The organism is Bradyrhizobium pachyrhizi (assembly GCF_029714545.1).
In the GTDB taxonomy this organism is placed as follows: Bacteria; Pseudomonadota; Alphaproteobacteria; order Rhizobiales; family Xanthobacteraceae; genus Bradyrhizobium; species Bradyrhizobium pachyrhizi.
Window position 1 is genome coordinate 1,626,927 of the sequence record NZ_CP121667.1, and the last position, 18,163, is coordinate 1,645,089.

The 18,163-nt window shown below is 66.7% G+C and carries 17 protein-coding genes; 12 read left to right on the forward strand and 5 right to left on the reverse strand.

Annotation, left to right across the window (positions count from 1 at the left end; translation table 11 throughout):
- Positions 1-173: 173 nt before the first annotated feature.
- Entirely contained in the window at positions 174-698 is a 525-nt protein-coding gene (locus QA639_RS07395; protein ID WP_283089455.1) for a DUF6101 family protein, read from the reverse strand.
- A 274-nt stretch (positions 699-972) separates the two neighbouring features.
- Between QA639_RS07395 and QA639_RS07400 the strand changes: the two genes are divergently transcribed.
- The 6 genes from QA639_RS07400 to lpxK all read left to right on the forward strand — a co-directional run bounded on the left by QA639_RS07400 (position 973) and on the right by lpxK (position 6,588).
- On the forward strand, positions 973-2,361 hold the full coding sequence (locus tag QA639_RS07400; RefSeq protein WP_028333043.1) for a TldD/PmbA family protein: 1,389 nt from the start codon (positions 973-975) through the stop codon (positions 2,359-2,361).
- The gene (locus QA639_RS07405; RefSeq protein ID WP_028333044.1) at positions 2,348-3,157 is read left to right on the forward strand and encodes a 3'(2'),5'-bisphosphate nucleotidase CysQ; all 810 of its coding nucleotides are present in this window, start codon (positions 2,348-2,350) and stop codon (positions 3,155-3,157) included. The genes QA639_RS07400 and QA639_RS07405 overlap by 14 nt, the downstream gene beginning before the upstream one ends.
- A gap of 160 nt (positions 3,158-3,317) precedes the next feature.
- Positions 3,318-3,566, forward strand: a complete 249-nt coding sequence (locus QA639_RS07410; RefSeq protein WP_016848023.1) for a DUF4170 domain-containing protein — start codon at positions 3,318-3,320, stop codon at positions 3,564-3,566.
- Positions 3,563-4,276 (forward strand): lysophospholipid acyltransferase family protein, encoded by a 714-nt coding sequence (locus tag QA639_RS07415; protein WP_016848022.1) that lies wholly within the window; start codon positions 3,563-3,565, stop codon positions 4,274-4,276. Before QA639_RS07410 ends, QA639_RS07415 begins: the two co-directional genes overlap by 4 nt.
- Positions 4,239-5,573, forward strand: coding sequence for a 3-deoxy-D-manno-octulosonic acid transferase (locus QA639_RS07420; RefSeq protein WP_283090552.1), 1,335 nt, complete (start codon positions 4,239-4,241; stop codon positions 5,571-5,573). The genes QA639_RS07415 and QA639_RS07420 overlap by 38 nt, the downstream gene beginning before the upstream one ends.
- Positions 5,566-6,588 carry a tetraacyldisaccharide 4'-kinase gene (gene lpxK / locus QA639_RS07425; protein ID WP_283089456.1) on the forward strand — a complete coding sequence of 341 codons (1,023 nt, stop codon included), beginning with the start codon at positions 5,566-5,568 and terminating at the stop codon, positions 6,586-6,588. Before QA639_RS07420 ends, lpxK begins: the two co-directional genes overlap by 8 nt.
- 14 nt (positions 6,589-6,602) lie before the next feature.
- On the opposite strand, the gene QA639_RS07430 is transcribed toward lpxK, so the two are convergent.
- Positions 6,603-6,830 (reverse strand): DUF2093 domain-containing protein, encoded by a 228-nt coding sequence (locus QA639_RS07430; RefSeq protein WP_016848019.1) that lies wholly within the window; start codon positions 6,828-6,830, stop codon positions 6,603-6,605.
- Between the two features lie 207 nt (positions 6,831-7,037).
- Between QA639_RS07430 and QA639_RS07435 the strand changes: the two genes are divergently transcribed.
- Positions 7,038-7,847 (forward strand): dienelactone hydrolase family protein, encoded by an 810-nt coding sequence (locus QA639_RS07435; protein WP_428841170.1) that lies wholly within the window; start codon positions 7,038-7,040, stop codon positions 7,845-7,847.
- Here the strand turns inward: QA639_RS07435 and xseA are convergent.
- Positions 7,844-9,466, reverse strand: coding sequence for an exodeoxyribonuclease VII large subunit (gene xseA / locus QA639_RS07440; RefSeq protein ID WP_283089458.1), 1,623 nt, complete (start codon positions 9,464-9,466; stop codon positions 7,844-7,846). The genes QA639_RS07435 and xseA overlap by 4 nt on opposite strands.
- Before the next feature lie 165 nt (positions 9,467-9,631).
- Between xseA and purD the strand changes: the two genes are divergently transcribed.
- Together purD and QA639_RS07450 are read left to right on the forward strand one after the other, a co-directional pair.
- Positions 9,632-10,909: a phosphoribosylamine--glycine ligase gene (gene purD / locus QA639_RS07445; protein WP_050384214.1), complete on the forward strand. Its 1,278-nt coding sequence runs from the start codon at positions 9,632-9,634 to the stop codon at positions 10,907-10,909.
- Positions 10,910-10,955: 46 nt separating this feature from the next.
- Positions 10,956-12,281, forward strand: a complete 1,326-nt coding sequence (locus QA639_RS07450) for an adenylate/guanylate cyclase domain-containing protein (RefSeq protein WP_050384213.1) — start codon at positions 10,956-10,958, stop codon at positions 12,279-12,281.
- A gap of 134 nt (positions 12,282-12,415) precedes the next feature.
- Here the strand turns inward: QA639_RS07450 and QA639_RS07455 are convergent, their stop codons facing one another.
- Entirely contained in the window at positions 12,416-13,648 is a 1,233-nt protein-coding gene (locus QA639_RS07455; RefSeq protein WP_038388024.1) for an acyl-CoA dehydrogenase family protein, read from the reverse strand.
- Between the two features lie 122 nt (positions 13,649-13,770).
- Here QA639_RS07455 and QA639_RS07460 point away from each other — a divergent pair, with 122 nt between their 5' ends.
- Positions 13,771-14,676 carry an alpha/beta fold hydrolase gene (locus QA639_RS07460; RefSeq protein WP_028333052.1) on the forward strand — a complete coding sequence of 302 codons (906 nt, stop codon included), beginning with the start codon at positions 13,771-13,773 and terminating at the stop codon, positions 14,674-14,676.
- A 139-nt stretch (positions 14,677-14,815) separates the two neighbouring features.
- Here the strand turns inward: QA639_RS07460 and QA639_RS07465 are convergent, their stop codons facing one another.
- A complete protein-coding gene (locus QA639_RS07465; protein WP_283089459.1) occupies positions 14,816-15,262 on the reverse strand; it encodes a nucleoside deaminase in 447 nt (148 codons plus the stop codon).
- A 140-nt stretch (positions 15,263-15,402) separates the two neighbouring features.
- Here QA639_RS07465 and QA639_RS07470 point away from each other — a divergent pair, with 140 nt between their 5' ends.
- Together QA639_RS07470 and rsmD are read left to right on the forward strand one after the other, a co-directional pair.
- Entirely contained in the window at positions 15,403-17,421 is a 2,019-nt protein-coding gene (locus QA639_RS07470) for a pseudouridine synthase (protein ID WP_028333054.1), read from the forward strand.
- A gap of 6 nt (positions 17,422-17,427) precedes the next feature.
- Positions 17,428-17,991: a 16S rRNA (guanine(966)-N(2))-methyltransferase RsmD gene (rsmD, locus tag QA639_RS07475; RefSeq protein WP_283089460.1), complete on the forward strand. Its 564-nt coding sequence runs from the start codon at positions 17,428-17,430 to the stop codon at positions 17,989-17,991.
- The last annotated feature ends 172 nt before the right edge of the window (positions 17,992-18,163 follow it).

The following is an 18,163-nucleotide window of genomic DNA, read 5'->3' on the forward strand; positions in this document are numbered from 1 at the left end:
CCATCCTCATCGTCGTCCCTGCGAAAGCAGGGACCCATAACCACAAATGGTTATTGGTTGACGATGCCGGAACGACGAGTCCCTTCAACAACGAAAGCCGCGGCGTATGGGTCCCTGCTTTCGCGGGGACGACAGCCGTTGTGAGGCAAGCTGCGTGCGAAGAAACGCCGAACTCAATCCCGCGCGATGATCTCGCGTTCGCCGCGATGTGCGCTGGTGCCGTTACGGCTGACGCCGGCGCGGCGGCGGACCAGGAATTTCGGCCTCCGTGCGCGGATCGCGTTGCGGCGACGGCGGCGCGGGGAGGGCGTCCGCGGCGCCGGCTCGGTCAGTTGCGGGAGACGGAAGATGTCGCTCCACATCTGCCAGGCGGAGCTGATCTCCTCGGCGTCAGAACTGGAGCCGAGCGGAACGCTGAGCGCGGGATCGCGGTGAACCAGCACCAGCATCTGCGCGTCGTCGATGCCGCGCACCGCGACGCCGAGAAAGTCGCTGACGCGAACATTGACCGCCATCCGCATGCCGAGAACGGCACGGCGCAGCACGACATGTTCGCGATGAAGCTCGACCTGCCGCACGCCGCCATCCGCGCGCGCATCCTGCGCGTGGAAGCTGAGCGGAAGGGAAAGAGGGTCGAGCCGCAATGCGCAGCTCGACCCGGCGGAATTGATTCCGCTTGTTGGTGTTTGACGCCTCAAAGCTCTGTCTCCCCGCCGGGATTTTGTTCCCGGTCGTTGGGTGAGAGCCTAGCCGAGCGATGTCCGTTCCCCCTTAAAAAGCCTGGTTAATCCCTCCTCACCTCGTGCCATGATTGACAAGAGGTTGGCCCGCATGATTGACGAAGCCTTGCCCCGATCACTCAAATCTTTGTTGCCTGCCGGCGCAAAGTGCTTGAAATCCCTGTGAAACCGGCACATCTGGTGGATCTGTCGACCTCGTTCCGGGCCCCCCTCAATCCGCAGGAATTCGTTCGTGAACTCTTCACCATCTGCATCGCGACACGGCGATAGCTCCGATCTGTTCGACCAATCGGGCCTGAGCGACCTTGCACAGCGCCTGGTCGATGCCGCAAAGCGCGCGGGGGCCGATGCGGCCGATGCCATCGCGGTGCGCGGCGTCTCGCAGGGCGTCGAGGTGCGCGACGGCCGCGTCGAGGAAACTGAGCGCTCGGAAGGCGATGACGTCGGCCTGCGGGTGTTCGTCGGACACCGCCAGGCGGTGGTGTCGACCAATGACGTCAGCGGCGACGGGGTCGCCAAGCTTGCCGAGCGTGCGGTCGCGATGGCGCGCGTGGCGCCGGACGACAAATATGTCGGTCTTGCCGATCCGGCGCTCCACGCCCACGATTTCCCCGATCTCGATCTGCTCGATCGCAAGGTTCCGAGCACGGCCGAACTGGAGCAGCGCGCGATCGAAGCGGAGGCTGCGGCGCTCGCGGTCAAGGGTGTCACCAAGTCCGGCGGCGCGTCGGCCTCGACCGGCATCGGCGGCATGGTGCTGGTGACGTCGACCGGCTTCCACGGTTCTTATCTGCGCTCCAGCCACGGCATCTCGACGACGGCGATTTCCGGTGAGGGCACCGGCATGGAGCGCGACTATGATTTCACCAGCGCGCCGCATGCCTCCGATCTCGATTCACCTGCTACCGTTGGTCGCAAGGCCGGCGAGCGCGCAGTGGCGCGGGCCAATCCGCGCAAGGTCGAGACCTGCAAGGTGCCGGTGGTGTTCGATCCACGGGTCGCCGGCTCGATCGTCGGCCATCTGGTCGGCGCCATCAACGGCGCCTCGATCGCCCGCAAGACCAGCTTCCTGAAGGACAAGCTCGGCGAGCAGCTGTTCTCCAGGGATATCCGCATCATCGACGATCCCTTGCGCGTGCGCGGCCTGCGCTCGCAGACCTTCGATGCCGAGGGCGTCAGGGTAAAGAAGACGGCGCTGATCGATGCGGGCGTGCTCACCACCTGGGTGCTGGATTCTGCGACCGCACGCGAGCTCGGGCTTGTTACGACTGGTCATGCGCATCGCGGCGTGTCGTCCTCGCCGTCGCCCGGAACCTATAATCTGCATCTCGAGCCGGGTGCGATGACGCCGAAGGAGCTGATCTCCGACATCAAGCAGGGCTTCTATGTCACCGACCTGATCGGCTCCGGCGTCAACGGCGTGACCGGCGATTACAGCCGCGGCGCGTCCGGCTTCTGGATCGAGAACGGCGAGATCACCTATCCGGTCAGCGAAGTGACCATCGCCGGCCATCTGCTGCCGATGTTCAAGTCGCTGGTCGCAGCCAACGATCTGGAATTCCGCTACGGCGTCAATTCGCCGACGCTGCGCATCGAGGGCCTGACGCTTGGCGGACGCTGATACGGACGACTGGACCAAGGCGCGCGATGCCGCCTTGCTGACCAGATCGGTGCAGGAAGCGGGCCGGCTCGCATCGTCGCTGTTCCGCACCGAATTGAAGAACTGGATCAAGGGCGCGTCCTCGCCGGTCTCCGAGGCCGACATCGCGGTCAACGACCTGCTGGAGCAGCAGCTGCGTGCGGCAACGCCCGGCTACGGCTGGCTGTCGGAAGAGAGCGCAGACAACGACGCCCGCCTCGGCAGGCGCTTCACCTGGATCGTCGATCCGATCGACGGCACCCGCGCCTATCTCGCCGGCCGCGAGGACTGGTGCGTCAGTGTGGCGCTGGTTGAAAATGCATCGCCGGTGCTCGCGGCAGTGTATGCGCCGGTCAGCGAGGAATTCTTCTTCGCCGCCCGCGGACAGGGCGCCACCCTGAACGACGGCGCGGTGCATGCAACCGCAGGCAGCGATTTCAACTTTCCGCGGATGGCGGGACCGAAGCCGCTGGTGCAGCGGCTCAGCCCGACGCCGGACGAGATCACGCTCTATCCGCGGATCGGATCGCTGGCGCTGCGGCTGTGCCGTGTAGCACAAGGTCGACTTGACGCGGCCTTTGCAGGCGGGCAAAGCCGCGACTGGGATCTTGCCGCCGCGAATTTGATCGTGCAGGAAGCGGGTGGTAGGATGACTGCGCTCTCGGGGGACGCGATTGAGTACAATCGCCGGGAGGTGACGCATGGGGTGCTGGTGGCAGCAGGACGCGAACGTCATGCACGCATTGTCGAGCATTTTCGCAGCCGTCCTTTGCCGTGAGGCCTCGCCGATCCGCGCCGCGTTTCCGATTGTGACGACCAGACCTGTTGCGACAGCCTTGTGACGACCAGCCTTGTGACGACCAGCCTTGTGACGACCAGACCTGTGACGACCACGACTTCATTTGTTTGCCGGGCATCTCGTTAGGAAAAGCACCATCATGTCAGACAATGCCCAGCCCCAGCTGCTTCACCTCGTGATCGGCGGCGAGTTGACCGATCTCGAGCACAACACCTTCAAGAATCTGGACGAAGTCGAGATCGTCGGCGTCTACCCGAACTATGCGACCGCCTATGCAGCCTGGAAGGCGAAGGCGCAGCAGACCGTGGACAACGCCCAGATGCGCTATTTCGTCGTTCATCTCCACCGGTTGCTCGATCCTGAGCAGGACACAAAGCATTCCCATTGAAACGACTTTTTCGCGATCTGCTGCGCAGCGGCTTCGTGCAGCGCGCGCTGGGTGTGCTTGCGGCCGAGTATCTGCGGCTGGTGTGGTACACCAACCGCTTCAGCTACCAGCCGCATGACGTGTACGGGATCGTCGAGCCCCTGATGCCGGCGATCTTCGTGTTCTGGCACGGCCAGCACTTCATGACGCCGTTCATCAAGACCAAGGAGAGCTACCGCGCCAAGGTGCTGATCTCCCGCCACCGCGACGGCGAGTTCAACGCCCTCGCGGTGGAGCGGCTCGGCATCGGCACCATCAGAGGTTCCGGCGATCACTCCGGCGCGTTCCATCGCAAGGGCGGTGTCGGCGCCTTCCTGGAGATGGTTCGGGCGCTGGAAGACGGCTGCAACATGGCCACCACGGCCGACGTGCCGAAGCGGGCGCGGGTGGCGGGCCTCGGGGCCATCATGCTGGCGCGGGAAACCGGCCGGCCGATCGTCCCCTTTGCGATGGTCACCAGCCGATTCATCCGGTTGAAAAACTGGGATTCGACCACCATCAATTTGCCATTCGGGCGCGGCGCAGTGGTAGGTATTGAGCCGGTCTATGTGCCGCCCGACGCCGACGCCGCGACGATGGAAAAGCTTCGGCAGCACGTGGAGGAACTTCTCAACGAAGCGACCCGACGTGCCTATGCAGCGGTCGGGCGGCCGGAGGCAGCGCTTGGCTAGCTCGCTACCGATGACGTTGCGTGTGTACCGCAAGCTGTCGTCCGCGATGGTGCCGCTTGCGCCTGCCCTGATCAAGCGGCGGCTCAAGCTCGGCAAGGAAGATCCCGAACGCGTCGGCGAGCGGCGCGGCGTGAGCGCCGATACCAGGCCGCAGGGCCCGCTGGTGTGGATTCACGGCGCCAGCGTCGGCGAGGTGCTGGCGGCGGCCGGGCTGATCGAGCGGCTGCGCGCGCTCAATTTGCGCATCCTGCTCACCTCGGGCACGGTGACCTCGGCGGCGATCGTCGCCAAGCGCTTCCCGCCCGACGTCATCCATCAATACGTGCCGTACGATTCGCTGCGTTATGTGACGCGCTTCCTCGATCACTGGCATCCGTCGCTGGCGCTGTTCATCGAATCCGATTTGTGGCCGAACCTGATCCTGTCGAGCGCCGCGCGGCGGCTGCCGATGGTGCTGATCAACGGGCGGATGTCGCAGCGCTCCTTCCCGCGCTGGCGCCGGGTCTCCAACACCATCGGCGCGTTGCTCGGCCGGTTCGACATCTGCCTCGCGCAGTCGAATACCGACGCCGAACGCTTTGCCGCGCTCGGCAGCCACAACGTCGTCGTCACCGGCAACCTCAAGCTCGACGTCGCGGCGCCGCCGGCCGATCCGGCCAAGCTGGAGCGGCTGATGTCGGTGACGCGCGGCCGCGCCATCGTGGTTGCCGCGTCGACCCATCCCGGCGAGGAAGAGATCCTGATCGAGGCGCACAAGTCGCTCGCGGGTTTCTTCCCCGGCCTGCTGACGGTGATCGTGCCGCGGCATGCCGCGCGCGGCGAGGCGGTGGCGCGGCTGGTGACGGAGGCCGGCCTGCGCCCCGGCCTGCGCTCGCACGAGGATCTGCCGGTCGCGACAACAGATATCTATGTCGCCGATACGATGGGCGAACTCGGCCTGTTCTATCGCCTCGCGCCGATCGTGTTCATGGGCGGCTCGCTGGTTGCGCATGGTGGCCAGAATCCGATCGAGGCGATCAAGCTTGGCGCGGCCATCGTGCACGGCCCGCACGTGTTCAACTTCACCGATGTCTATGAGGCGCTCGATCGCGCCGGCGGCGCGCGCCGCGCCGATGACCGGGAGGCGCTGGTCAAGCAGCTCGGCCAGTTCCTCGCGGATTCCGCGGCACGCGACAATTCGCTGGCGGCCTCCGAGCGCGTCGTCGAACAGCTCGGTGGCGCGCTGGAGCGCACGGTGACCGCTCTCGAGCCCTATCTGTTGCAATTGCGGCTCGAGATGGGAGCCGCCAATGCGTGAGCCGGCCTTCTGGCACCGGCCGTCGTCTTGGACATCGCAACTGCTCCAACCGCTTGCCGCGCTTTACGGCGCGGTCGCCGCACGGCGGATGCGGCAATCCGGCGTCGACGCCGGCATTCCCGTGATCTGCGTCGGCAATTACCATGTCGGCGGCGCCGGCAAGACGCCAACGGTGCTGGCGCTGGCAAAATTGCTGCGCGAAATTGACGAGCGGCCGGTGGTGCTCAGCCGCGGCTATGGCGGCGGGCTCGCTGGCCCGGTCAAGGTCGATCGCGACAGCCACACGGCGGCCGATGTCGGCGACGAGCCGCTGATGATGGCGGCGTGCTTGCCGGTCGTGGTGTCGCGCGACCGCGCCGCAGGCCTGGCGCTGGCGCGCGCGCAGGACGCAAGCGTGATCCTGATGGATGACGGCTTCCAGAATCCCTCGGTGGCGAAGGATGCCTGCCTGATCGTGATCGACGGCACGCGCGGCGTCGGCAGTGGCCGCGTGATTCCGGCGGGACCGTTGCGCGCGCCGCTGGTGCCGCAGCTGGAACGGACCGACGCGCTGATCGTGGTCGGCGAGGGGAGCGCGGCGCAAAGGATTGCGGCCGATCTGGCGTCCCGCGGCAAGCCGGTGCTGTCGGCGCATCTGAAGCCGGACCAGGCTTCGCTGGCGGCGCTGAGCGGAACGCGTGCGCTCGCCTTTGCCGGCATCGGCGATCCCGCGCGCTTCTTCAACACGTTGCGCTCAAGCGGCGTCGACGTCGTGCGCAGCAAGGCTTTCGCCGATCATCACGCCTTCACGAAGGAGGAGATCGAAGCGCTCGTTGCCGAGGCGCGTGGCGACGGACTGACGCTGGTGACGACGGAAAAGGATCTCGCGCGGTTGCGTGGTCCGGACGGGATGCCGGCCTGGGCGCAGGCGATCGTGCCGTTCGCGGTGACGCTGCAATTCGACGATGGCGACGCGCTGCGGCGCCTGGTGGCCGATCAGCTGTTCAGGGCGCGGGACAGGAGGCTGCGCAAATGAACCCGGCGTCGAGCCTAGGCCTGCGGCTTGAGGACGCCGGGATGGTGGCGCTGCAGCACGGCCGTCGGGGTGGCGTAGGCTTCCTGCAGATCGACGCTCCAGTACTTCAGCTCGTCGAGCGGAATCCGGACGTCGGTGATGGCACAGCGCACAAAGGTGCCGGGCGAGATCACGCGGAAATCGCCGTCGAGATATTGCACCTGCGCTTCGCCATGGCCCGAGGGACCGAACTTGTTCAGCACGATTGAGCTCTCCGCCTTGCCTCCGACGAGGCCATCTGGATGTCGATGAAACCGTCTATCACAGATAGGGTGTCATGTCCGCCCGTTAAACCACCGACTTGTGATGATTTGGCGGCAGACGCGCATGGTAGCCTTGCGGCCGTGGTCCGCTATGTTTGCGGCGCCATAACGAGCCGGCCGGATCGGATGCGCCTCAAGCCAGTTTTCATGTGCCTCGCCATGCTTGCCGTGCCGGCCGCGGCCGCTTCGCCACTCCCGGCCCCGCATCAGGTCGAGATCCCCGAAGGCAATATCACGCTGCACGCGCAGCTCTACCGGCCCGATGGCGACGGCCCGTTCCCGACCGTGATCGCGCTGCATGGCTGCGGCGGTCTCGCCGGCCGTTCCGAACCGGTCCTGCCGCGCTATCGCGACTGGGCCGAGCAATTGCTGACCACCGGCCATGCGGTGCTGCTGCCGGACAGCTACGGCTCGCGCGAGCTGGGCCCGCAGTGCCGCATCAGGGAGCATCAGGTCCAGACCCGCCGCGCACGGGTCGCCGACATCAACGCGGCGCGGCAGTGGCTGGTCCAGCAGAAATGGGTGGCGAAGCGCCGCATCAGCCTGATCGGCTGGGGCAACGGCGCCGCCGCTTTGCTGTGGGCGGTGCGGCCGCAGTTGTGGTCGCGCAACATCGAGCCGGATTTTCGCTCGGCGGTCGCATTCTATCCGGATTGCCGCGCCTCGTTCGGCCTCGGCTGGAGCGCGCGGGTGCCGACGTTGGTCCTGATCGGCGCGCGCGACGACGTGACATCGTCATCGGCCTGCCACCAGATGGTCGACGGCGCCCGCGGCCGCAGCGCGCTGGCGCGGATCGTGGTCTATCCCGAGGCCTATCACGACTTCGACCGGCCCAACCTGCCGCTGCACGCGGTCGCGGCCTCCGATGCCGAGATCGCCGAGCGTGGTCACATCGGCACCGATACCGGCGCGCGCAAGGATGCGCAAAAGCAAGTCGCCGAGTGGCTGTCGCGCTAGAACAGACTGCCCTGGTCGACCGGCTTGGTGACGCGCTTCGGCGCCGCGGGTTTCGCCTCGCGCGGCTGAGGCTTCGGCTGGCTCTCGGGCGCTAGCGTTGCCGGGGGCTGATCGGCGTCAGCGGTGGCGGCGACGCGGCCATCGGCGAACTCGATCGACAGGCCGGCGTTCGGGCCGACCGCCGCGGCGGAGTGCAGGGCGTGGCCGTGCGCGTCGCGCACCAGCGCAAAGCCGCGCGCCAGCACGCCGCGATAGGACAGCGCCGACAGCAGTTGTCCGCTATGGGCGACACGTGCCTCGAGCCGCTGCATCGTCGTCACCAGCGCGCGGCGGGCGCGCTCGGCGAGGCGGTGGGTGCGTTCGAGATCGCGGGCGATGGCGTTGCGCTGGGCCTTGGCGTTGGCGAGCTTCGAGGCCTTGAGCCGGATCTCGAGCCCGCTGAAGCGCTCGCGGCGGCGATGCAGCAGCGCGCGCGCCGATAGCGTGATGCGCTCGCCGGATGCGGTGAGCCGCTGCCGCGCATGCGCGATCTGGCCGCGGAGCACGCCGATGGTGAGGCGCGAACTGCTGGCGGCAAAGCGGCGGAAATGTGCGTGCGTATTGGCCTTCAGCCCGCGCGGCAATCCCGCTGCGAGATGATCGAGCCGCTGCCGCGGGATCGCCAGCAGCTCGTGCGCCGCCGGCAGCGCCCGCGCCGCGGCACGCAGCTCGTTGCGGCGGGCCTCCTGGGCGCGCTGCCAGCACACCATGGTGCGGCGGGCGAGCGCCTGAACCTCGACGAACAGCTCGCTGCGCACCGGCACCGCCATCTCGGCGGCAGCGGTCGGCGTCGGTGCGCGCTTGTCGGCGACGAAGTCGATCAGCGTGATGTCGGTCTCATGGCCGACCGCGGAGATCAGCGGGATATGGCTTTCGGCCGCGGCGCGGACCACGATCTCCTCGTTGAACGACCACAGGTCCTCCAGCGAACCGCCGCCGCGCGCGACGATCAAGAGATCGGGCCGCGGGATCCGGCCGCCCTCCGGCAGCGCGTTGAAGCCGCGGATCGCGGCCGCCACCTGTTCGGCCGAACCGTCGCCCTGCACCTTGACCGGCCAGACCAGCACGCGGCGGGGGAAGCGGTCCTCCAGCCGGTGCAGAATGTCGCGGATCACGGCGCCGGTCGGCGAGGTGACGACGCCGATCACCTCGGGCAGCCAGGGCAAAAGCTGCTTGCGGGCCTCGTCGAACAGGCCCTCGGCGGCGAGCTTCTTCTTGCGCTCCTCCATCAGCGCCATCAGCGCGCCGACGCCGGCGGGCTCCAGCGAATCGATGACGATCTGGTACTTCGAGGAGTTCGGATAGGTGGTCAGCTTGCCGGTGGCGATGACCTCGAGGCCCTCTTGCGGCTTGAAGCGCATCCGGGCGTGGGCGAACTTCCAGATCACGGCCTCGATCTTGGCGCTCTCGTCCTTCAGGGCGAAATAGCAGTGGCCGGAGGAATGCGGGCCGCGAAAGCCGGAAATCTCGCCGCGGACACGGACATGGCCGAAGCGGTCCTCCACCGTCCGCTTCAGGGCGGAAGAGAGTTCCGAGACGGTGAATTCAGGCGCGTTGACGAGATTCGGAGCAGCGGTCATCTGATCTATAGAATCGGGGTTTTCGACCCCGTGTGCAAGGTCCGGACGCCGCGTTTCAGGCGTCGAATCACATATCCACATCTGATCGAACCGCGTGTTGCTGCGGTTCGGGAGCGTGCTAAACCGGACGAAATGGCGTTACAACCCCTCTGATCGGCGACACAGATGAACATCCTCCTGCTCGGTTCCGGTGGCCGCGAACATGCGCTGGCGTGGAAGATCGCCGCATCCCCGCTGGTGACGAAACTCTGGTGCGCGCCGGGCAATGCCGGGATCGCGCGCGAGGCCGAATGCGTTGCGCTCGATGTCGCCGACCATGCCGCGGTGATCGAATTCTGCCGGGGCAATGCGGTCGAACTGGTGGTGGTCGGTCCGGAGACGCCGCTCGCCGCCGGGATCGTCGACGACCTCGTCGCGGTCGGCATCAAGGCGTTCGGGCCGAGCAGGCAGGCCGCCCAGCTCGAGGGCTCCAAGGGCTTCACCAAGGACCTCTGCAGCGAGTTCGACATTCCGACCGGCGCCTATCGCCGCTTCGACAATGCGAAGGACGCGGTGGCCTATGTCCGCGCCCAGGGCGCACCGATCGTGGTCAAGGCCGACGGGCTTGCGGCCGGCAAGGGCGTCGTGGTGGCGCAGACGCTGCCCGAGGCCGAGGCCGCGATTGCGATGATGTTCGAGGGTGCGTTCGGCTCGGCCGGCGCCGAGGTCGTGATCGAGGAATTTTTGTCGGGCCGCGAGATCAGCTTCTTCGCGCTGTGTGACGGCGAGACCGCAATTCCGCTGGCCTCGGCGCAGGACCACAAGCGGGTGTTCGATCACGACAAGGGGCCGAACACCGGCGGCATGGGCGCCTATTCGCCGACGCCGTTCGTGACGCCTGAGGTGCACGACCAGATCATGGCGCGGATCATCCTGCCGACGGTTGCCGGGATGAAGAGCCGCGGCACGCCGTTCAAGGGAGTGCTCTATGCCGGCGTGATGCTGACCGCGCAGGGCCCAAAACTGTTCGAATACAATGTCCGCTTCGGCGATCCCGAGTGCCAGGTGCTGATGCTGCGGATGATGTCGGACATCGTGCCGGCCTTCCTCGCCTCGATCGACGGGCAGTTGAAGAATTTCGACCTGCGCTGGTATCCGGACCCGGCGCTGACGGTGGTGATGGCGGCGAAGGGCTATCCCGGCGACTACATCAAGGGCACGCGGATCGGCGGCCTCGATGACGCGGCCAAGGTCGAGGGCGTCGAGATCTTCCACGCCGGCACGGTGGCGAAGGATGGCGCAATCATCGCCAATGGCGGCCGGGTGCTGAACGTGTGTGCGATGGGCAAGACGGTCACCGAGGCGCGCGACCGCGCCTATCAGGCGATCGATCGCATCAAATGGCCGGACGGATTCTGCCGTCGCGACATCGCCTGGCAGGCGGTCGAGGTGGAGAAGGGTTGATCGATCCGGCCTCAGCGGCGACAATGGCGCGCCCCGGGGCCTTCGAATGACCGATTTCAGACTGCCCGAGACGCACTACGCGCAAAGCGCCGACGCGAGCATCGCCTATCAGGTGATGGGCGATGGCCCTGTCGACATCATCCTTGTCCCCGGCCTGTTCTCGCACATCGAGTTCATGCACGAGATGCCCGGCTACACCGCCGTACTGCGCCGCCTGTCGCGTTTCGCCCGGGTCGTGACCTTCGACAAACGCGGACAGGGATTGTCGGATCGGATGACCGGCGCGCCCTCCCTCGAGCAGCGCATGGACGACGTCCGGGCCATCATGGATGCCATAGGCTCCGCGAAGGCGGTGTTGTTCGGCTTCTCCGAGGGCTGTCCGATGAGTGTGCTGTTTGCAGCAACCTATCCGGACCGCGTTTCGCATCTCGTTCTGCTCGGCAGTTTTGCCCGCTCGAAGGACCGCCAGCCGGACGACGTGTGGCAGCAGCGCTGCGACGAGATCGTGCAGAACTGGGGTTCTGGCGACACGGTCAAGACTGTCGCGCCGAGCCAGGCAACGAATGCAGAAGTGATCGCGCAGATCGCGAAATTCGAGCGGCTGTCGAGCAGTCCGGGAGCGTTGCGGACGCTGCTCGTTCTCAATCGCGCGATCGACGTCACGACGATCCTGCCGATGCTCCAGACTCCGACGCTTGTCCTGCATCGGACCGGCGATGCCCGCGTTCCCGTGGCGCTCGGCCGTGCCGTCGCGCGCTCGATCCCCGGCGCGAAATACGTGGAATATCCCGGCTGCGATCACTACTACTGGGTCGGCGAGACCGAGGCGATGCTCGGCGATGTCGAGGAATTCGTCACCGGCCATCGCGATGGTGGTGATGCCGAACTCGACCGAGTGCTTGCGACCGTGCTGTTCACCGATATCGTCGATTCGACCCGCAGCGCCGCGACGATGGGAGATCATCGTTGGCGACGTCTGCTCGACGATCACGATCAACTCGCGCAGCAGATGGTCGGCCGCCATCGCGGCCATCTGGTGAAGAGCACCGGCGACGGCATTCTGGCGACCTTCGACGGTCCCGGCCGCGCCGTACGCTGTGCGCTGGCGTTCGGCTCGGCCGCGCGGCAGATCGGCTTGCCGGTGCGAGCGGGCCTGCACACCGGCGAGATCGAGGTGAGGGGGGCGGATATCGGCGGCATAGCGGTCCACGCCGCGGCGCGCGTGATGTCGCAGTGTGGCTCGAACGAGGTGCTGGTGTCGCGCGTGGTGACCGATCTGGTCGCGGGCGCCGGGTTGAAATTCGCCGAGCGCGGCGCGTTCGAGCTGAAGGGACTGCCCGGGACATGGGAGCTGTTTGCGGCGAGCGGCTAGGTTCGCCTTACGCGGTCATTCCGGATGACGCGCATCGCGCGTCGATCCGGAATCTCGATGTTGTGGGCGCCTTCTCACCTCATCTCGAGATTCCGGGTTCGGCGCGTTGCGCCGCCCCGGAATGACGAAGTGGGTCAGAGCAGATCCCCGCCCGCCGCTGACGCCGTGGTGCCGTGCTCGCGGAACGCCTTGATGACGTTCTTGCCGATCTTCCACTTGTGCACCTCGTCGGGCCCGTCGACCAAGCGCTGCGAGCGCACCTGGGTGTACCATTTCGCCAGCGGCGTATCCTGGCTGAAGCCGAGCGCGCCGTGCAGCTGGATCGCGGTGTCGATCACCTTGTGCACCATGTGGGCGTGGAAGATCTTGGCGATCGAGTTCTCCTGGCGGATGTCGAGGCCCTTCTCGGCCTTGTAGGCGATGTGCAGCAGCATCAGCCGGCCGATATAGAGCTCGCTCGCGCAGTCGGCGAGCATGAACTGCACCGCCTGGCGGTCGGCCAGCAACTGGCCGAAGGTCGAGCGCTTTGTCACGTGAGCGGCCGCCATGTCGAGCGCGCGTTGTGCCTTGGCGACGTTGTGCATGCCGTGGCGCAGCCGGCCGTAGGCGAGGCGGTGCTGGCCCATGTTGAAGCCGTTGCCTTCGCCGCCGAGCAGATTGTCGGCCGGCACCTTCAGGTCCTTGATCTCGATCTCGGAGTGGCCGCCGTGGATCACGTCGTCATGCGGACCCTCGATCGCCATGTTGGCGACGTTGCGCTTGATGCGGTAGCCGGGGTTGGGCAGCTCGACGATGAAGGTCGAGTATTGCTTGTGGCGCGGCGCGTTCGGATCGGTCTTCGCCATGACCAGCGCGAGGTCGGCGACGCTCGCCGACGAGGAGAACCATTTCTCGCCGTTGAGGATGTAGTTCTCGTTGCCGTCCTTCACCGCCGTGGTCTGCATGCCGGTGGCATCGGCGCCGGCGGCCTTTTCCGTCATTGAAAAGCAGATGCGCTTTTCGCCGTTCAGCAGGGGCTTGAGGAATTTTTCCTTCTGGTACTCGGTGCCATGCGCCAGGATCGTCATCATCGAGGCGTCGTCCGGCCCCTGCGTGTTCATCGAGAGCGCGCCGAGCATGCTCTCGCCCAGCTCCATCTGCACCAGGGCGTTGGCGAGCGGGCCGAGGCCCATACCGCCATACTCCTTCGGCACGAACGGGCACCACAGGCCCTGCGCGCGGGCCTTCTTCCGCAGCGGTCCCAGCACCTCGGCAAGCGGCTTGGTGTCGAGTTCCTTTTCCGCCGGAATGCATTCGTCGTGGACGAATTTGCGAACCTTCTCGCGGATCGCCTTGGCTTCGGCGGGAATTTCGAAATCGATCGACATGGCACTTCCTCGTTTCATGTTGTTGTTGGCAGGACTTGAGGATGGCATAAACCTGGCCTGAGCCAGCAGCAACGCCGAACAAAGTTTGAAGCAGCGCGGCCGCGACAGGGAAGGAGCTACCGATGCCTGATCTCGCCGATCTTTTTCCCGGCTATGCGTCCGAATGGATCAACACCTCGCAGGGCCGCATCTTCGCCCGCGTCGGCGGCAAGGGCCCGCCCTTGCTGCTGCTGCACGGCTTCTCCTCGACGCATGTGATGTGGCACACGGTCGCGCCGAAACTCGACGACAGCTTCACGCTGATCATCGCCGACCTGCCGGGCTACGGCTGGTCCGATATGCCCGACAGCGACAAGGACCATACGCCCTACACCAAGCGGGCGTGGGCGAAGACCATGGTCGAGGTGATGGAGCAGCTCGGGCACGTTCATTTCGCGCTCGCCGGCCACGATCGCGGCGGCCGGGTGTCGTACCGGCTCGCGCTCGATCATCCCGGCCGGCTGTCGAAGCTTGCGGTGCTCGATATCGCACCGACCTATGATTACTGGCAGAAGCTCAATCGCCTGTCGGCGCTGAAGATCTACCACTGGGCGTTCCTGGCGCAGCCCTATCCGCTGCCGGAGACGCTGATCTCCAACAATGGTGAATTCTTCCTCAAGGAAAAGATGGCGAGCCAGACCAGGAGCAAGACGCTGGAGGCGATCGATCCGCGCGCGCTCGAACACTACCTGGCGCCATTCCGCGATCCCGCGCGCATCCACGCGATGTGCGAGGACTATCGCGCCGGCGCCTATGCCGATTACGAGATCGACAAGGCCGATGTCGACGCCGGCAAGAAGATCACGATCCCGATGCTGGCGTTGTGGGGCGATGCCGGGGTTGCCAGCGCGGCAACGACGCCGCTCGACACCTGGAAGACCTGGGCCACCAATGTCAGCGGCGCGCCGGTGGCGTCGGGGCATTTCCTGCCCGAGGAGGCCCCGGAGGCGACCGCGAAGCTGCTGCGGGAGTTTTTCCTGGCGGGGTAGTCACAAGAGAAACTCGTCTCACCCGCGAATGCGGGTATCCAGTACGCCGCGTCCTATCGAGCGATCATGGCCGTCTCTGGAATACTGGATCATCCGCTTTCGCGGACGATGACAGCGGTGGGGTCCGCGATCGCGTCACTTACCGTCGCTCCCTGAAGAACTCGCGCAGCAGGCGCGCGGACTCGGTCTCGCCGACCGCGCCATAGACCTCCGGCACATGGTGGCAGGTCGGCTGCGCGAAGAATCGCACGCCGGACTCGGCCGCGCCGCCCTTGGGGTCGGCGGCGCCGTAATAGAGCCGGCGGATGCGGGCAAAGGAGATTGCCCCGGCGCACATGGTGCAGGGCTCCAGCGTCACGTAGAGGTCGCAATCGACCAGTCGCTCGGTGCCGATGGCCTCGGCGGCCTGCCGGATCGCCAGGATCTCCGCATGGGCCGTCGGATCGCGGTCGGTCAGGGTACGGTTGCCGGCGGTCGCGATCACCTCGTAGCCCCGCACGATCACGCATCCGATCGGAACCTCGCCAGCTTTTCCGGCATTTTCCGCGGTTTTTAGCGCCAAATCCATGAAAGAAGGGGCAGACATGCCTCGTATCATCGGAAGAAACCTGCTAGTAGCGTCGCCTTCAGCAGAAGTGGATGCCGGTTTTGCGCCAGTCGCGCCCAGATGGCGCGCGTATCGCCGGTTGCCCTGCGCCCCAATTGAACCTCCAGGCGAGAACATTCATGCCCCGCGACAGCGACAAAAACAACGATTCCCCGCGCGGCCGGCGGGACCGGGGGGCGCCCGGGAAGGGCCGTTCCGGCGGCTCCCGCGGATCGGACAAGCCGTTCGGCAAGCGCAGCTTCGGCGGCAAAGGTGGTGATCGCGACAAGCGCTCGTTCGGCGACAAGGGCGAGGGCCGCTCGTTCCGCCGCCGCGAGGACGGCGATGCGCCGCGCCGCGATTACGGCGACCGGCCGCGCTTCAAGCGCGACGACCGCGGCGGCGAGGGGGGCGGAAAGCGCCCGTTCAAACCGCGCGGCGAGCGCCGGGACTTTGATGCGGGCGATCGTCCGCAGCGGAGTGGCGCGCGTTCGGAGGGCCGGTCATCCGACCGCAAATTCGGCGAGAAGCGCCCCTACACGCCGCGTGGCGAGCGTGACGGCGAGAAGCGGACCTTTGCGCCGCGCGGCGAGCGCGCCGAGCGCAAATTCGACGACCGGAAGTTTTCGCGCGGCGATCGCGACAAGGGTTCGTTCCGCGACAAGGGCGAAGGCCGCCCGTTCCGCCGCCGCGAAGACGGCGATGCGCCGCGCCGCGATTTCGGCGATCGGCCGCGCTTCAAGCGCGACCGCGACTTCGAAGGCCGCGACCGCAGCGACGAGAAGCCCTGGCAAAAGCGGGATCGCAAACCGCGCGACGACCGCGGCGGCGATGAGCGCCCGCGCTTTTCGCGGTCGCGCGACGATCGCGGTGGTAGCGAACGTCCGCGATTCTCCAGGTCCCGCGACGACCGCGAGCAGGGTGATCGTCCGAAGTTCGGCCGGCCGCGCTGGGATCGTCATGATGAAGATGGTGGCCGCGACAGCCGGCGCCGCGAACGGCCCGAAGGTCGCACCGACTGGCAGGAGCACCCGCGCAGCGAGGGCCGCTTCTCCGACCGGCCGCGCCGCGACAATGAGGACGACAGCAGGATCTTTGCGAAGCGCCCGGCCTTCGGCGGCCGCGGCGCCTATCGCGAACGCGCCACCGACGATCGGCGCGAGCGTCCCGAGCCGAAGCCGAAGAAGACAGGCGAACGCATCGCCAAGGTACTGGCGCGCGCCGGTCTCGCCTCGCGCCGCGATGCCGAGGAGATCGTCACGCAAGGGCGCGTCACCGTCAACGGACGCGTGATCAACTCGCCGGCGCTCGATATCACCGACAACGATGTCGTGGCGGTCGACGGCAAGCCGTTGCCGCCGCGCGAGCGGACCCGGCTGTTCATGTATCACAAACCGCGCGGGCTGATGACGACGCATGCCGATCCCGAGGGGCGGCCGACCGTGTTCGACAATCTGCCCGAGGGTCTGCCGCGGCTGATCTCGATCGGCCGGCTGGATTTCAACACCGAGGGCCTGTTGCTGCTGACCAATGACGGCGGCCTGGCGCGGACGCTGGAGCATCCCGACACCGGATGGCTGCGCCGGTACCGCGTGCGCGCGCATGGCGAGGTGACGCAGGGCCAGCTCGACCAGCTCAAGGGTGGCGTCGAGGTCGACGGCGTCAAATACGGACCGATCGACGCGACGCTGGAACGCGACCAGAGCGCCAATGTGTGGGTGGTGTTCGCGATCCGCGAGGGCAAGAACCGCGAGGTGCGCAACGTGATGGCGCATCTCGGGCTCGAGGTGAACCGCCTGATCCGGATCTCCTACGGCCCGTTCCAGCTCGGCGAGCTCGAGGAGGGCAAGGTCGAGGAGGTCAAGACGCGGGTGCTGCGCGAGCAGCTCGGCGAGAAGATCGCCAAGATCGCGGGTGCCGACTTCACGCGGCCGGAGCAGCGTGACGCAGCCGACGGCGACGAGGCGCCCGCGAGGAAGCCGAAGCCCAGCAAGCGCGAAACCATCAACGATCGCAAGGGCCGCCGCGTGCTGGTGCAGCGCACCGGCAGCGAGGAAGCCCGTGCCCGCAATGAAGACGAAGCGAACGGCTACGGCCCGCCGCGCCGTCCCAAGCGCGGCTATCACGGCAAGCGCGATCTCAAGCCGCGGGACGAGTAACGGTCAATGCGCGTCGTCGGGGGCAGGCTGAAGGGCCGCAATCTCGCTTCGCCTGCGGGCCGCGAGATTCGTCCGACCGCGGACCGCCTGCGCGAGTCCGTGTTCAACATTCTGATCCACGCCTACGACAATCCGGTTGAGGACGCGCGCGTGCTCGACCTGTTTGCCGGCACCGGCGCGCTCGGCATCGAGGCGGTCTCGCGCGGCGCCAAGTTCACGCTGTTCGTCGACAATGGCGCCGAGGCGCGGGCGCTGCTGCGCAACAATGTCGAGTCGCTCGGCCTCGGCGGCACGACCAAGGTCTATCGCCGCGACGCCACCGATCTCGGACCGGTACATCCGGTCGAGCCGTTCTCGCTGGTGTTTCTCGATCCGCCCTATGGCAAGGGGTTGGCCGACAAGGCGCTCGCCTCGCTGCGCGACGGCGGCTGGCTGACGCCAGGCGCGCTGCTCGTGGTGGAGGAGGCAAAGGCCGCGGCGTTCACGGCACCCGAGGGCTTCGAGGAGCTCGAGCGGCGCGCCTATGACGACACGGAGTTCGTGTTTTTGCGAGCTGTCGCCGCAATCTAGTCTGTCGTCCCTGCGAAAGCAGGGACCCATAACCACGAAAGTGTGTTGTGAAGGCTCGCTGGGGCCCCAGCCTTCGTCAACGGAGGCATTTGTGGTTATGGGTCCCGGGTCGCGCGGAGCCGGGTCGCGCGGAGCCTGTCATCGGGCGGCGCTTTGCGCCGACCCGTTGGCT